This is a genomic window from Halobaculum rubrum (assembly GCF_019880225.1).
GTDB lineage: Archaea > Halobacteriota > Halobacteria > Halobacteriales > Haloferacaceae > Halobaculum > Halobaculum rubrum.
In genome coordinates, this window is the sequence record NZ_CP082284.1 from 577,402 (window position 1) to 591,693 (window position 14,292).

Consider the following 14,292-nt stretch of genomic DNA (forward strand, 5'->3'; position numbering starts at 1 on the left):
TAGGCAGTGATATGAGCGCGACGAGCACCGTCGAGTCGACCGACACCGGGGACACCGCGACCGGCGAGTCGACTATCGACCTCACGGATAAGCAACACCGGATCCTCGCATACCTCCGCGAACACGCCGCAGAGCAGACGTACTTCAAGTCCCGGCTCATCGCCGAGGAGTTGGGCCTGTCCGCAAAGGAGGTCGGCGCCAACATGTCGGCGATCGTCGACGCCGCCGTCGAGGTCGACGTGGAGAAGTGGGGCTACTCCTCGGGAACGACCTGGATGGTCACCCGGTAGCAGGCGCGCGAGGCCGGCGCGTGAGGCCCGAACTGTTCACTCGAAGCCGAGTTTACTCCGTAGCCCTTTATATCCGTGCGCGTGACCTCCGGGTAAGACTATGCGACGAGCCAAGATCGTCTGTACGCTCGGTCCCGCCTCCGACGACCGAGCCACGATACGGGCGCTCGCCGACGCCGGGATGTCCGTCGCCAGGCTCAACGCGAGCCACGGCGACACCGACCACCGCGGCGAGGTCGTCGACCGCATCCGCGCGGTCGACGACGCCACCGACGCGCCGCTCGCGGCGATGCTCGACCTCCAGGGCCCCGAGATCCGGACCGCCGAGATCGACGAGCCGATCGAGGTCACGACGGCCTCCGAGGTGCTGTTCGTCGAGGACGACACGGCGACGCCCGAGCGGATCGGCGTGACCCACGCGATCACCGAAACCGAGCCGGGCGACCGCGTGCTCCTCGACGACGGTCGGATCGAGGCGACCGTGACCGCGATGACCGACGAGGGCGTCCGTGCTCGGATCGACTCCGGCGGCGAACTCGGCTCGCGCAAGGGGGTCAACATCCCCGGCGTCGACCTCGGACTGCCGACGATCACCGAGGCCGACGAGCGCGAACTCGACCTCGTCACGGACCACGACGTGGACTTCGTCGCCGCCTCGTTCATCGGCGACGCCGGCGACGTGTACGCGGTCTCGGACGCGCTGGAGGAGCGCGGCGCGGGCGACGTCCCCGTCATCGCGAAGATCGAGCGCGCGGATGCCGTCGAGAATCTCGACGGGATCGTCGACGCCGCCTACGGCGTCATGGTCGCCCGCGGCGACCTCGGCGTCGAGTGTCCGCTGGAGGACGTCCCGATGGTGCAGAAACGCATCATCCGCAAGTGCATGGACACCGGCACCCCCGTTATCACCGCGACGGAGATGCTCGACTCGATGGTCCACTCGCGACGCCCGACGCGCGCGGAGGCGTCGGACGTGGCGAACGCGGTGCTCGACGGCACCGACGCGGTCATGCTGTCGGGCGAGACGGCGATCGGCGACCATCCGGTTCGCGTCGTCGAGACGATGGACCGGATCGTCAGCCGGATCGAGGCCAGCGACGAGTACGCCGAGACGCGCGAGGACCGGGTCCCGCTGGCGCAGACCGGATCGAGAACGGAGCCGCTGGCGCGCTCGGCGCGCTTCCTGGCCCGTGATACAGATGCGGCCGCCGTCGTCGCCGCCTCCGAGTCCGGCTACACCGCCCGCAAGACGGCGAAGTTCCGACCGGCGGTGCCCGTCGTCGCGACGACGCCCAGCGACCGCGTTCGCCGTCAGCTCGCGCTCTCGTGGGGGGTCCAACCGATCTCCGCCGACTACCACAGCAGCATCGAGGAGGTGATGGACTCGGCCGTGTCGGCCGCCCTCGAGACCGGCGCCGCGGAGTCGGGCGACACGATCGTCGTCCTCTCGGGCATGATGACCGAGTTGGAGGGAACGAACACGACGAACACGCTGAAGCTCCACGTCGCGGCCGAGACGATCGCCACCGGTCGCCACGTGGTCGGCGGCCGCGTCTCCGGTCCCCTCCGCCGGCTCCCCGACGGCGACCTCGCCGGCGTGCCGGACGGAACGATCGCGTACCTCCCGGCCCGGTTCGACGCCGAGTTCACCGGCGACACCGGGAAGCTGGCGGGTATCATCGACGCCCGTCCGGGCATGACCGGCTACCCCGCGCTCGTCGCCCGCGAGATCGGCATCCCGATGGTCTCCGGCGCGCCGCTGGCCGACGACGTGACCGACGACACCACGGTGACGGTCGACGCCGAGCGCGGCGTCGTCTACGAGGGCGACGTGATCGGTCACACACGGCGGCGCTGACTGCTTCCGCCCGCGCCCCCGACACCTCTTTACCACCGCGCCGGCTAGGCCGGTTCATGTCGGACGACCCCCGCACCGACGCCGCCGCCGGATCGGACGCCGACTCGGACGACGAGTGGCGCTTCGGCATCGACGAGGTCGGCCCCGAGGCGGAGGCCGCGCGCGAAGCCGCACGCAACCCGCCGATCGAACCGGAGTCGATCGACGCCGAAAACGCGCTGTTCGTCGCAGCGGGCGTCCTCGGGACGCTCCTGTTGGTGTTCTCGGTGACGCTTTAACCCCGCCGGCCCCAAGACCAGTCCATGCTGCTTCAGTCGGGCCTCCTCACCCCCGAAACCCTCCCGTTGTTGCTTGTGGCCGCCGGGCTCGTGCTCTCGATCGCCGAGGCCGTCGCCCCCGGCGCACAGTTCATCGTCATCGGGGTGGCGCTCCTTGCGGCCGGGCTCGTGGGACTCGCGCTCGGCCCCCTCGCGGGCCCGTTCGTGCTCGGCCTGCTGGTGCTCGTGTTCGGCGCGCTGGCGTTCTACGGCTATCGCGAGTTCGATCTGTACGGCGGCAAAGGACAGGCGCAGACCTCCGATTCTCGGTCGCTTCGGCGGTCGAACGCCCGCGTCACCGAGACCGTCACGCCCACCGGAGGCGAGGTGAAACTGGACGAGGGAGGGTTCAGCCCGTACTACTCCGCGCGGTCGGTGGACGGGGAGATCCCCGTCGGCACCGAGGTCATGGTCGTCGACCCCGGCGGCGGCAACGTCCTCACCGTCGAGTCGTTGGAGGGAGGCGTCGACGACATCGATCGGGAGCTGGCGAAGGGACGGCGCGATGGAGCGCCGTCGGACGGAAGCGTCGACGCGGACGACAGGGACCTCGGCGACGTGGACGACAGGGCGCGCGACGACGCCGACACGGAACCAGAACCGGAGCGGGAGTGAACCCCCGTCGGCGGGTTCGAGAGTGACAGCGGGGGAACGCTTTAAGCCTCGACGGCCGAACCGATAGCTATGGTCCTCCCACTGCAGTTCCTCGGACTCGGGCCGGCGGTGATCGGGCTGCTGTTCCTGATCGTCGCGATCGTCGCCGTCTACCAAGCGATCGTCATCGTCGACGCGTACGAGAAGAAGGCCCTCACCGTGTTCGGCGAGTACCGGAAGCTGCTCGAACCGGGTATCAACATCGTCCCGCCGTTCGTCTCCCGGACGTACACCTTCGATATGCGTACGCAGACGCTCGACGTGCCGCGTCAGGAGGCGATCACGCGCGACAACTCGCCGGTGACCGCCGACGCCGTCGTCTACATCAAGGTGATGGACGCGAAGAAGGCGTTCCTCGAGGTCGAGGACTACAAGGTCGCCGTCTCCAACCTCGCGCAGACGACGCTGCGCGCGGTGCTGGGCGACATGGAGCTCGACGACACGCTGAACAAGCGCCAAGAGATCAACGCCCGCATCCGCAAGGAACTGGACGAGCCCACCGACGAGTGGGGGATCCGCGTCGAGTCCGTCGAGGTCCGGGAGGTCAACCCCTCGAAGGACGTCCAGCAGGCGATGGAGCAGCAGACCTCCGCCGAGCGCCGTCGCCGCGCCATGATCCTCGAGGCGCAGGGTGAGCGGCGCTCCGCCGTCGAGTCCGCCGAGGGTGAAAAGCAGTCGAACATCATCCGCGCGCAGGGTGAAAAGCAGAGCCAGATCCTGGAGGCGCAGGGTGACGCCATCTCGACGGTCCTCCGCGCGAAGTCCGCCGAGTCGATGGGCGAGCGCGCCATCATCGACAAGGGGATGGAGACGCTGGAGCGCATCGGCCAAGGCGACTCCACGACGTTCGTTCTCCCCCAGGAGCTCACGAGCCTCGTCGGCCGCTACGGCAAGCAGCTGACCGGCTCCGACGTGCAGGACACCGAGGGGCTCGACTCGCTCGACTTCGACGCGGAGACCCGCGAGATGCTCGGGCTCGACGACATCGAGGACATCCTCGGCGAGATCGACGAGGCCGCCCAGATGGACACTGAGGCGCTCGAACAGGAGGCGGCCGCGGTGAAGGAGGGCGACATCGGCGGCACCATCAAATCCGCCGACGAGGTCGTCGCCGAGGCCGACGACGAGGACGAGGACTCGGACGGCGAGTCGGCCGCGCCCGAACCCGAGGCGGAACCCGAAACGGAGTAGTCGACGCCGCCGAGACTGGCTCGGATTCGCCGGCTGTCCGCTTGTTGCAGGCTCGCTATCGGTCGTTCGCCGGGTTGTCACCGTCTGCCACAACGACACCCTTTTGCCCACAACCTCGCTACGATGCGGTGTGACACGCGAGGTCGATACGGACAAGCGCGCCACCCTTCGGCGCTTCGCCGCGCTGGGGGCCGCGACGCCGCTTGCGGCCAGTGCTCGCGCGAGCGCGGCCGACGGCGACGCCGACGAGTCGGCCCCCCGCGACGCGATCCGCGGCTACCTCGCGACGACGCCCGGCGCCCACTTCTCGAAGCTCCGGGACGACCTCTCGCTGGCGACCGGCGAGACCCAACACCACCTCAAGCGGCTGGAGTCGGCCGACGCGGTCGTCTCACAGAAGGACGGCGACTACCGCCGGTACTTCCCCGCGGGGCGGTTTTCGGCGTTCGAGCGCCGTGCCCTCGGCTATCTCCGACGCGAGACTCCGCGGGGGATGATCCTCGGGTTGCTTCGGGACCCCGACGCCTCCGGTGCGGACTTAGCGCGCGCGCTCGACGTGTCGCGGCCGACGATCTCGACGTACGCGGGCGAACTCGCGGACGCCGGGGTGCTTCGGACCGACGACGGCTACCGCGTCGCCCGTCCGGAAGCCGTCATCGCGCTCGTCGTCCGCTATGCGGACTCCTTCGGACCCGGCGCGGTCGCCTTCGCCGACGACGCCGCGAGCTACATCAGCTACGACGGTTGAGCGGCCCGGTCGGGGACGACGCTCACTCAGCCCCTCCCAGCGACGCGAGCAGCTCGTCGGTCGTCGAAAGCGTCGCGAACTCCCCTCGCAGGTGCGCCAGCACCGTCCGGTGAACCGTTTCGGGGTCGAGCCGCGCTCCGTCCGGGCCGGTCCGTTCGTCTACGCGGTCGTGACCGGCCGATACTGGCTCTTTCGCGGTCGGATCGGGACGAAGACCGGTGACCGCTCGTCCGACTCGCGTCGTGTCCGACGGGCGAACGTGGGCGTTCTGTCGGATACAGCCGCCGTACGACAGGTATTTCCATCCGCCGGTGCTTATATACTCGTCGACGGTTCCAGCCGTCATCACATCACCATCACACCCCACGGAGGGGACATCACATGGACGATTCAGCCAAATATCTCATCCACGCCAGAATCACGGCCGACGGCGTCGTCGAACGGAGCGACGTCGTCGGCGCCGTGTTCGGACAGACGGAGGGCCTGCTCGGCGACGAGCTCGACCTCCGCGATCTTCAACAGTCGTCGAAGATCGGCCGAATAGACGTACAGATCGACAGCCAGAACGGCCAGAGCTTCGGCGAGATCACCATCGCCTCCGGCCTCGACAAGGTGGAGACCTCCATTCTCGCGGCCAGCCTCGAGGCGATCACGCGCGTCGGCCCCTGCGAGGCACGCGTCGAGGTGGCCGACATCGAGGACATGCGCTCGGCCAAGCGCCGGGAGGTCGTCGAGCGCGCGAAGGAACTGCTCACGTCCTCGTTCGACGAGTCGGTCATGGACTCCACCGAGATCCTCTCGGAGGTCCGCGAGGCCAATCGCGTCGAGCGCATCGACGAGTACCGGGGCCTCCCGGCGGGCCCCCGCGTCCACGACTCCGACGCTATCGTCGTCGTCGAGGGGCGCGCGGACGTGCTCACGCTGTTGAAGTACGGCATCAAGAACGGCGTCGCCGTCGAAGGGACGAACGTCCCGGACGCCGTCGCCGACCTCACGGCCGAGCGCACGGTCACCGCGTTCCTCGACGGCGACCGCGGCGGCGAGCTCATCCTGAAGGAGCTCGCGCAGGTGGGCGACGTCGACTACGCCGCGTTCGCGCCCGAGGGGCGGTCGGTCGAGGACCTCTCGCGCCACGAGCTGATGGCCGCGCTGCGCGAGAAGGCGCCGTTCGAGTCGCTCGACCTCGACGCCTCCGCGGGCGACCGCGACGACGCCGCCGACCTCGGCGTCGCCGCCACCGACGGGAGCGCCACGCCCGCGCCTGACGCCGATCCGTCTGCCGGGGATGAGTCGCCGGCGACCGCGACGACTCCCGACACCCCGAGCACGCCCGAGGGGCCCGCCGACAGCGACAATCTCGGCGACGAGTCCGACACCGACGACGCCGGCGAAGCTGACACACCCGACGACACTGACGCTGCCGCCGTCGACGTCGACACCGACGACGCCGGCGCTGCGACGGACGCGTCCGAGAACGGGGCCGACGCCGTGAATACGGATGTCACGGAGACGGACGCCGCGGACACGGCCGCTGCGGACACGGAGGCCGCGGGGGAGACCGAAAACGCCGCCGACGACAGGGACCGTCCGCGGTCGCTACAAGCCCACGTCGCGGCGGTCGTCGCCGAGGACTCGAACCGTGCGCGCCTGCTGGACGCCGACTGCGGCGTCGTCGAGGAGGTGCCGGCGGCGGACGTGTTCGACGCCGTCTCCGGTACCGACGGGTCGCCGGTCGCGCTCGTGCTCGACGGGGAGTTGAGCCAGCGCGTGCTCGACGTGGCCGCCCAGCGCGGGATCGACCAGATCGTCGCCGAATCGGAGGGCGAATACGTGAAGCGACCCGCGAGCGTCCGCGTCGTGACCGCCGACCGACTGCTGTCGGCGTAGAGAACGACGCCCCGACGCGCCCGCTGTCCGTTCGCCGCCTACTCGTCGGCGCCGTCCGCCTCGACCAGCAGCGACTCGCCCGTCATCGCCTCCGGCTGTGTGACGCCCACGAGCGCCAGCAGCGTCGGGGCGATATCGATCAGTGACCCGCCCTCGCGGACGACCATGCCGCCGTCGGCCCCCGCCGGCGTGACTGAAACGAACGGTACCGGCGCGAACGTGTGCGCCGTGTGGGGGTCTTCGGGGGTCCCCATGTCGTCGGCGTTGCCGTGGTCCGCCGTGACGAGCAGGTGCCCGCCGGCCGCACGGACGGCCTCGGCGAGTCGTCCGAGTTCTCGGTCGACCGCCTCCACGGCGGCGACGGCGGCGTCGAAGTCGCCGGTGTGGCCGACCATGTCCGGGTTCGCGTAGTTGAGCACGAGCACGTCCGGGTCCTCTCTCCCGATCAGGTCGATCGCGGCGTCGGTGAGCTCTCCGGCGCTCATCGCCGGCGTCTCGTCGTACGTGGGCACGTCGGGGCTCTCGAGTATCCGGCGCGACTCGCCGTCGAACTCCACCTCGCGGCCGCCGTTGAGGAAGTAGGTGACGTGGGCGTACTTCTCGGACTCGGCCATCCGTAGCTGTGTCAGGCCGGCCGCCGACAGCACCTCGCCGAGAGTGTCCTCGGGCTGGACCGGCGGGAACGCGACCGGGAGGCCGAACTCCTCGTCGTACTCGGTCATCGTCACGAGTTCGATGTCGGGCGGACTCGTCTCGATCCCCTCAGCCTCCCAGTCGGCGGGGGCGACATCCGCGAGCATCCGCGTGAGCTGGCGGGCTCGGTCGGCCCGGAAGTTGAAGAACACGACGCCGTCGCCGTCCTCGATCCCCGGCTCGCCGTCGACGACGGTCGCCTCCACGAACTCGTCGGTGTCGCCGCGTTCGTAACTCGCCCCGACGGCGTCGACGGCGGAGGCGGCGGCGTGGTCGGCCTCCCGGTTCACGATCGCGTCGTACGCGTCCGCCGTGCGCTCCCAGTTCCGGTCGCGGTCCATCGCGTGGTAGCGCCCGCAGACGGTGGCGGCGTCGCCGGTACCCCGGTCGACGACGTGCGCCTCCAGCTTTGCGAGGAAGTCGCGGCCGGACTTCGGCGCGGTGTCGCGGCCGTCGGTAACGGCGTGGGTGACGGCCTCGATACCGCGGTCGGCGGCGGCGTCGATCAGCGCGTGTAGGTGCGCCTGATCGCTGTGGACCCCGCCGTCGCTGACGAGCCCGAGGAGATGAACGCGGCCGCCGGTCGCCTCGGCGTGGTCGAACGCCCGCTCGATGGCGGTGCCCTCGACGAACTCGCCGGCCTCGATCGCGTCGTTGATCCGGGTGTACTCCTGATAGACGGTGCGGCCGGCGCCGATGTTCATGTGGCCGACCTCGGAGTTACCCATCTGGTCGTCCGGCAGTCCCACGTCGCGGCCCCAGGCGGTGAGCGTCCCGAACGCGCCCGCCTCGCGGAGCCGATCGAAGTTCGGTGTGTCGGCGGCTTTCACCGCGTCGCGTCTGTCGTGATCGCCGAGACCCCAGCCGTCGAGGATGACGAGCGCCGCTCTCATTGGTTCGTGATTCGTGGGCGGCGTGTTGACTGCGTCGGTTCCCGAGATCATCGGAACGCGGTATCGTCGGAAACTCGGTCAGGATCGGTCCGTCACAGTTCCCGAAAGCCCACGCGGGGGCTTTCGAGATCGTCCACGCCGTATCGGCCGTCGCCGTGCCGGCATCACGCCGAACCGATCAAGATGATCGCCCGAAGGCAGATATACCCGGAGAGACAATCCGCCGCACGGTAATGATCCTCGTCCTCCCGGTCGACCTCGACGACGACCTCGGCCGCAAGACCGGCGTCCGCACGCCGGTCATCGGTCGGGACGCCGTCGAGGAGGCGGCGGTGCAGCTCGCCACCGCGGACCCGGAGGACTCCGACGTGAACGTCCTGTTTCAGGCGATCAACGCCTACGAGGACCTCCGCGCCGACCCGACCGTCGACGAGGAGGTCGCCGTCGCGGCCGTCACCGGCGTCAACGAGGGCGAGGTGAAGGCGAACCGCGCCGTCGGCGAGGAGATCGACACCGTCCTCGCGGCGCTGTCGACCGGCGAGGAGGTCCGCGCCATCGTGATCACCGACGGCGCGCAGGACGAATCGGTGCTCCCGGTGATCCGCTCGCGCGTCCCGCTGGACGGCGTCCGCCGCGTGGTCGTCCGGCAGGCGCAGGACCTCGAGTCGATCTACTACACGATGAAGCAGGTGCTGTCGGACCCGGAGACCAGAGGGACGATCCTCATTCCGCTGGGCGTGCTCCTGCTCGTGTACCCACTCTCGGTGATCGCGGGGATACTGAAGCTTCCCGGGGCCGTCGTGTTCGGCTCGATCTCCACGCTGTTGGGGCTGTACTCGCTGTGGCGGGGGCTCGGGCTGGAGGAGACCGTCGACGGAGTCGCCGAGCGCGTCCGCACCAGCCTGTACGCCGGGCGCGTCACGATCGTCACCTACCTCGTCGCCGCGGCGCTGCTCGTCATCGGCGGGGTTCAGGGCTTCGACGCCCTAGGGGCCGTCGAGACCGCCGGGGGAACCGGGGGGGAAGGCGTCTCGATCACCCAGCGGTTGGCGGTGTTCGTCCACGCGTCCGTCCAGTGGGCCGCCGCCGCCGGTATCACGTCCTCGCTGGGGCAGGTGACCGACGAATACCTCTCCGAGCGGTTCCGCTGGCGGTATCTGAACGCGCCGTTCTACGTGGTCGCGATCGCGATCGTGTTGTACGGACTGTCCGGATACTTCCTCCCGAGTCTCCCCTCGGCCGGGACGGCGCCGCTGTCGCTCGCGAGGCTCGCGCTCGCGCTCACCGCCGGAACGCTGATCGGCGTCCTCTCGACGCTGACGTTCGCGGTCGCGGAGTCACGGTTCCCGCAAGCGCCCGACACCGACGGGGACCGCGAGGGCGAGACAGGCGCGATCTGACGGCGGCGGCCCGAGACCGGCGCTCTCCGGGCCGATCCGGACGGACCGCGGCCGGATACGCGCCTTTTTTGAGGGACGATTCGGTAGAAGGGGCTATGTCTGCGGCATCGGACTCGTACGATATCGTCGTCGTCGGCGCGGGCACGGCGGGAGCCTTCGCCGCCTCGACGGCCGCCAGCGAGGGCCTCGACGTCGTCGTCCTCGAGCGAAAGCCCGAGGAGGAAGCCGGCCACATCGCCTGCGGCGACGCGATCAAGGGGAAATCGACGTTCCCGGAGGTCATCGACCTCGACTACCTCCGCGAAGAGTCGTTCACAAACCAGCGCATCCAACGTGCGGTGTTCGAGAACCCCAAGACCGGGGAGGAGCTCGACGTCCCATTCGGACAGGCGGGCGCGGTGGTCGACCGCAAGCGGTACGGCGAAGTGATCCTCGAGGAGACCGAGCGCGCCGGCGCCGACATCCACTACGACACCGTCGTCCAAGACGTGCTCCAGGACGACGACGGACGGGTTATCGGCGTGCGCGCCAAGCGGAACGGCGACACCCTCACCTACGAGGCGGAGCTCACCGTCGACGCCGCGGGCGCGCTGTCGATCCTCCAGGACAAGGGCGACTTCGGCGACGCGAGCTTCGACACGAACGTCTCGTACTCGCAGTTCTGCTCGGCGTACCGCGAGGTCGTCGAGGTGCCGGAACCCGTCGACTACGAGGACGCCATCGTGTTCAAGCCGACCGAGGAGCTGGGCTATCTCTGGTACTTCCCGCGGACGGGCACCGAGATCAACGCCGGGCTCGGGTTCCAGATGACGGAGCCGCCGATGAAGCTCGTGGAGGTGCTCAAACGCGACATGAGCCGCCGCCCGGAGTTCGAGGGCGCGACCGTGAAGGACAAGCTCGGGGCCTCGCTTCCGACCCGGCGACCGTACGACTCGGCGGTCGCGGACGGCTTCGTCGCCGTCGGCGACGCCGCGGGTCACGTCAACCCCACCACCGGCGGCGGGATCCCCGGCGCCGCGAAGTCCGCCCACTGGGCGGTCAAGCGCGCGATCGACGCCGTCGTCGAGGGCGACGCGACCGAGGAGCGGCTGTGGCGCTACAACCACGACGTGATGACCGACTTCGGGAAGCGCTTCGCCGCGATGGACGTGTACAACATCTGGGGGACGGCCCACGACGTCGACGAACTCACCGACATCGTCACCGCGCTCCCGGCCCAGCAGTTGTTGAACGCGATGACGAAGGGGGAGACCTCGATGAGCCTGCGGCTGAAGCTGAAGACGGTGTTCGAGACGTACGGCCACTGGGACACGCTACGGGAGCTGTACAGGGTCCGCGGCATCGCCGGCGAGCTGAAGGACCACTACGGCCGCTACCCGGAGCGACCGGGCGCGTTCGCCGGCTGGCAGGAGCGCCGCGACTCGCTCATGGACGACCTGTACGCGGTCTCCGGCGCGGACCCGAAGTACTGACGCCGCGCGGGGCCCGCCGTAGTCGTGCCGTGATCGCTTCCCCCGATATCTTCCGCCGGCGAGGACCGGATCCCTCGCACCCGACAACTCCGTACCGTATGGGTTTTAAGCGCCGACGCAGAAGCACCTGTCAAGAGGAGATTCCGCTATGGAGATGCCACGCCGGATGAACACGTACTGTCCGCACTGCAACGCCCACCACGAACACGAGGTCGAGAAGGTTCGAACCGGTCGCCAGACCGGCATGAAGTGGACCGACCGCCAGCAGGCCCGCGGCACGTCCACGATCGGGAACTCCGGCAAGTTCTCGAAGGTGCCCGGCGGCGACAAGCCGACCAAGAAGACCCACCTCAAGTACCGCTGCGGCGACTGCGGCAAGGCCCACATGCGCGAGGGATGGCGCGCCGGTCGCCTCCGGTTCCAGGAGTAACGATGGCGGGAAGCTTCTTCCGCGTCACGTGCCCGGACTGCGAGAACGAACAGGTCGTCTTCGGCAAGGCCGCAAGCGAGGTCAACTGCGCCGTCTGCGGGACGACGCTCGCGCGCCCCACCGGCGGGGACGCAGAGTTCGCCGGCGAGGTCGTCGAGACCGTCGAAGCGCGATAACGGCGCTCTCACCGCTCACCGTTCTCACCGTCAACGCTTTCGCCCGCTCCGGAGCGCCTGCTCCGTCGGTCAGGCGTTCGTCCGTCCGCGGCCGTGTCTCGGCCCCATCGATTGACAAACGGTATTAGGCTCGGTCGGGTATGCTCGCGTATGAAATTCACCGGCTGGCCCGAGCAGGGCGAACTCGTCGTGGGCGAGATCGACGAGATCGCGGACTTCGGCGTGTTCGTCGACCTCGACGAGTACGAGGACAAGCGCGGACTGTGCCACGTCTCGGAGGTCGCCTCCGGGTGGATCAAGAACATCCGCGACCACGTGAACGTCGGCGACCGCGTCGTCGCGAAGGTGCTCGACGTCGATAGATCGAGCCAGCAGATCGACCTGTCGATCAAGGACGTCAACGATCACCAGCGCTCGGACAAGATCCAGGAGTGGAAAAACGAGCGCAAGGCCGACAACTGGATGGGTATCGCCTTCGGCGAGGACGTCGACGACGACACCTACACCGCCGTCGCCGAGGCGCTGTACGCCGAGTTCGAGTCGATGTACGAGGGCTTCGAGGCCGCGGCGATCCACGGCAAGGAGGCGCTTGCGGACACCGACCTCAGCGACGAGCAGGTGACGGCCATCGTCGATGCGGCCCGCGAGAACGTCTCGGTGCCGTACGTCACCGTCACGGGCTACGTCGACCTGGAGTCGCCGGGCCACGACGGCGTCGACGACGTGCGCGAGGCGCTGGAGGCCGCCGAGGGCAACGGCGAGGTCCCCGATGAGATCGAACTCGACGTGTCGTACGTCGGCTCCCCGGAGTACCGCATCCGCGTTCGCGCGCCCGACTACAAGGTCGCCGAGACCGAACTGGAGACGTCCGCCGAGCGCGCCCGCAAGACGATCGAGGCGGCGGGCGGCACCGGTCGCTTCCACCGCGAGCGCGAAACCGAGGACGAGTAACCCGCGGCCGACGACACGTGAAGTCCGACATCCGGGTGTGCTCGGCGTGGGAGACGGATCACGAACGCCCCGTCTACACCCTCGGCGACGCCTGCCCCGAGTGCGGCGCGGACGCGGTCAACTCCGCGCCCGCGCCGTTCAACCCCGAGGACCCGTACGGGGAGTACCGGCGGCGCGCGCGTGTTCGGGACCGCGACGGCGACGCTGACGGCGACGACAGCCGTGACGGAAACCCCGACGACCACGTCGACCCCAATGGCGACGGCGACGACCACGGCGACCGCGACGACCGATAACGGCGACGCGAGTTTCCGACACGACAACGAACCCGACCAGCCGCGCGCGCGTGCACACCGTGCAGACAGCCACGGTGACACTCGTCCGACCCACGGGTGGAGCTGGAAGGGGGCTTCCGCGGTCGTCATCCCGGTAGCGGATGAGTCGACGAACGTGTTGCCCGGCGAGCGAACCGCCACGCCAGCGGATCGAGCCGACGCGTCTTTACCTCCCCCGCCCGCCACCAACGAGCATGGACGATATCGACATCGAGATCGTGAGCGATCCCGATCTCACCGACCCCGTCTTCATCGAGGGGCTTCCGGGCGTCGGCCACGTGGGCAAGCTCGTCGCCGAGCACCTCGTCGAGGAGTTCGACGGCGAGCTCGTCAGGCGCGTGTACACGACCGACTTCCCGCCGCAGGTGACAGTCGACGACGACGGCGTCGCCGAGCTGACGCACGCGGAGTTCCACCACGTCGACGCCGACGGGCAGGACCTCGTCGTGCTGACCGGCGACCACCAGGCCGCCAGCAACGAGGGGCACTACACCTTGACAACGGCGTTTCTCGACATCGCCGAGGAGTTCGGCTGCGAGCGCGCGTTCGCGCTCGGTGGCGTTCCCACGGGCGAGCTCATCGAGGACGACGAGTACGACGTGCTCGCGGCGCGGACCGACGACACCGACCGCGAGGAGCTGGAGGCCGCAGGCGTCGAGTTCCGCGAGAACGAACCCGCCGGCGGCATCGTCGGCGTTTCCGGACTGGTACTCGGGCTCGGCGCGCGGCGCGGCCTCCCGGCGGCGTGCCTGATGGGCGAGACCTCCGGCTACCTCGTCGACCCCAAGAGCGCGCAGGCCGTGCTCGAAGTGCTCCAGAACCTGCTCGACATCGAGGTCGACTTCTCGGACCTGGAAGAGCGGGCCGAGGAGATGGAGGAGGTCGTCGGCAAGATCCAGGAGATGCAGGGCGGCGGCGGCGGAATGCCCAGCGAGGACGAACTGCGCTACATCGGCTGACTGCGGACGGATTGACCGCGGACGAGTTGACCGCACAC

Annotated in this window: 15 protein-coding genes and 1 pseudogene; 14 read left to right on the plus strand and 2 right to left on the minus strand. The window is 69.3% G+C overall.

What is annotated here, in order from left to right; genetic code table 11:
• Positions 1-11 precede the first annotated feature (11 nt).
• From K6T25_RS03035 to K6T25_RS03060, 6 genes are all read left to right on the plus strand, one after another.
• Positions 12-290, plus strand: a complete 279-nt coding sequence (locus tag K6T25_RS03035; protein WP_222916403.1) for a DUF7123 family protein — start codon at positions 12-14, stop codon at positions 288-290.
• A gap of 100 nt (positions 291-390) precedes the next feature.
• A complete protein-coding gene (pyk, locus tag K6T25_RS03040) occupies positions 391-2,148 on the plus strand; it encodes a pyruvate kinase (protein WP_222916405.1) in 1,758 nt (585 codons plus the stop codon).
• Positions 2,149-2,204: 56 nt separating this feature from the next.
• A complete protein-coding gene (locus tag K6T25_RS03045) occupies positions 2,205-2,426 on the plus strand; it encodes a DUF7312 domain-containing protein (protein WP_222916406.1) in 222 nt (73 codons plus the stop codon).
• A gap of 24 nt (positions 2,427-2,450) precedes the next feature.
• On the plus strand, positions 2,451-3,080 hold the full coding sequence (locus K6T25_RS03050; RefSeq protein ID WP_222916407.1) for an NfeD family protein: 630 nt from the start codon (positions 2,451-2,453) through the stop codon (positions 3,078-3,080).
• 69 nt (positions 3,081-3,149) lie between these two features.
• A complete protein-coding gene (locus K6T25_RS03055) occupies positions 3,150-4,310 on the plus strand; it encodes an SPFH domain-containing protein (protein ID WP_222916409.1) in 1,161 nt (386 codons plus the stop codon).
• A gap of 130 nt (positions 4,311-4,440) precedes the next feature.
• Entirely contained in the window at positions 4,441-5,058 is a 618-nt protein-coding gene (locus K6T25_RS03060) for a winged helix-turn-helix transcriptional regulator (protein WP_222916410.1), read from the plus strand.
• A 22-nt stretch (positions 5,059-5,080) separates the two neighbouring features.
• Here the strand turns inward: K6T25_RS03060 and K6T25_RS15745 are convergent, their stop codons facing one another.
• Entirely contained in the window at positions 5,081-5,404 is a 324-nt protein-coding gene (locus K6T25_RS15745) for a hypothetical protein (RefSeq protein ID WP_222916414.1), read from the minus strand.
• A 35-nt stretch (positions 5,405-5,439) separates the two neighbouring features.
• Here K6T25_RS15745 and dnaG point away from each other — a divergent pair, with 35 nt between their 5' ends.
• Entirely contained in the window at positions 5,440-6,945 is a 1,506-nt protein-coding gene (gene dnaG / locus K6T25_RS03070) for a DNA primase DnaG (RefSeq protein WP_222916415.1), read from the plus strand.
• 38 nt (positions 6,946-6,983) lie between these two features.
• On the opposite strand, the gene gpmI is transcribed toward dnaG, so the two are convergent.
• Complete coding sequence (gene gpmI, locus K6T25_RS03075; protein WP_222916417.1) at positions 6,984-8,531, minus strand: 2,3-bisphosphoglycerate-independent phosphoglycerate mutase; 1,548 nt, start codon at positions 8,529-8,531, stop codon at positions 6,984-6,986.
• Positions 8,532-8,764: 233 nt separating this feature from the next.
• Between gpmI and K6T25_RS03080 the strand changes: the two genes are divergently transcribed.
• From K6T25_RS03080 to K6T25_RS03110, 7 genes and pseudogenes are all read left to right on the plus strand, one after another.
• Complete coding sequence (locus K6T25_RS03080; protein ID WP_222916419.1) at positions 8,765-9,931, plus strand: DUF373 family protein; 1,167 nt, start codon at positions 8,765-8,767, stop codon at positions 9,929-9,931.
• Between the two features lie 95 nt (positions 9,932-10,026).
• A complete protein-coding gene (locus tag K6T25_RS03085; RefSeq protein WP_222916420.1) occupies positions 10,027-11,403 on the plus strand; it encodes a geranylgeranyl reductase family protein in 1,377 nt (458 codons plus the stop codon).
• Between the two features lie 148 nt (positions 11,404-11,551).
• Positions 11,552-11,833: a 50S ribosomal protein L44e gene (locus K6T25_RS03090; RefSeq protein WP_222916422.1), complete on the plus strand. Its 282-nt coding sequence runs from the start codon at positions 11,552-11,554 to the stop codon at positions 11,831-11,833.
• 2 nt (positions 11,834-11,835) lie between these two features.
• Positions 11,836-12,009, plus strand: coding sequence for a 30S ribosomal protein S27e (locus K6T25_RS03095; protein WP_222607126.1), 174 nt, complete (start codon positions 11,836-11,838; stop codon positions 12,007-12,009).
• 150 nt (positions 12,010-12,159) lie between these two features.
• Positions 12,160-12,960, plus strand: a complete 801-nt coding sequence (locus tag K6T25_RS03100; protein ID WP_222916423.1) for a translation initiation factor IF-2 subunit alpha — start codon at positions 12,160-12,162, stop codon at positions 12,958-12,960.
• Between the two features lie 17 nt (positions 12,961-12,977).
• Positions 12,978-13,157 (plus strand): annotated as a pseudogene (locus tag K6T25_RS15510) (RNA-protein complex protein Nop10); the annotation flags it as partial.
• Positions 13,158-13,489: 332 nt separating this feature from the next.
• A complete protein-coding gene (locus K6T25_RS03110; protein WP_222916427.1) occupies positions 13,490-14,254 on the plus strand; it encodes a proteasome assembly chaperone family protein in 765 nt (254 codons plus the stop codon).
• The last annotated feature ends 38 nt before the right edge of the window (positions 14,255-14,292 follow it).

Bases quoted from the DNA above. Each gene is read 5' to 3' on its own strand.
- K6T25_RS03090 (WP_222916422.1), top strand. From the start codon at position 11,552: ATGGAGATGCCACGCCGGATGAACACGTACTGTCCGCACTGCAACGCC.
- K6T25_RS03045 (WP_222916406.1), top strand. From the start codon at position 2,205: ATGTCGGACGACCCCCGCACCGACGCCGCCGCCGGATCGGACGCCGAC.
- pyk (WP_222916405.1), top strand. From the start codon at position 391: ATGCGACGAGCCAAGATCGTCTGTACGCTCGGTCCCGCCTCCGACGAC.
- K6T25_RS03110 (WP_222916427.1), top strand. From the start codon at position 13,490: ATGGACGATATCGACATCGAGATCGTGAGCGATCCCGATCTCACCGAC.
- K6T25_RS03095 (WP_222607126.1), top strand. From the start codon at position 11,836: ATGGCGGGAAGCTTCTTCCGCGTCACGTGCCCGGACTGCGAGAACGAA.
- K6T25_RS15745 (WP_222916414.1), bottom strand. From the start codon at position 5,404: ATGACGGCTGGAACCGTCGACGAGTATATAAGCACCGGCGGATGGAAA.
- K6T25_RS03080 (WP_222916419.1), top strand. From the start codon at position 8,765: ATGATCCTCGTCCTCCCGGTCGACCTCGACGACGACCTCGGCCGCAAG.
- K6T25_RS03035 (WP_222916403.1), top strand. From the start codon at position 12: ATGAGCGCGACGAGCACCGTCGAGTCGACCGACACCGGGGACACCGCG.
- K6T25_RS03055 (WP_222916409.1), top strand. From the start codon at position 3,150: ATGGTCCTCCCACTGCAGTTCCTCGGACTCGGGCCGGCGGTGATCGGG.
- dnaG (WP_222916415.1), top strand. From the start codon at position 5,440: ATGGACGATTCAGCCAAATATCTCATCCACGCCAGAATCACGGCCGAC.
- K6T25_RS03085 (WP_222916420.1), top strand. From the start codon at position 10,027: ATGTCTGCGGCATCGGACTCGTACGATATCGTCGTCGTCGGCGCGGGC.
- gpmI (WP_222916417.1), bottom strand. From the start codon at position 8,531: ATGAGAGCGGCGCTCGTCATCCTCGACGGCTGGGGTCTCGGCGATCAC.
- K6T25_RS03050 (WP_222916407.1), top strand. From the start codon at position 2,451: ATGCTGCTTCAGTCGGGCCTCCTCACCCCCGAAACCCTCCCGTTGTTG.
- K6T25_RS03100 (WP_222916423.1), top strand. From the start codon at position 12,160: ATGAAATTCACCGGCTGGCCCGAGCAGGGCGAACTCGTCGTGGGCGAG.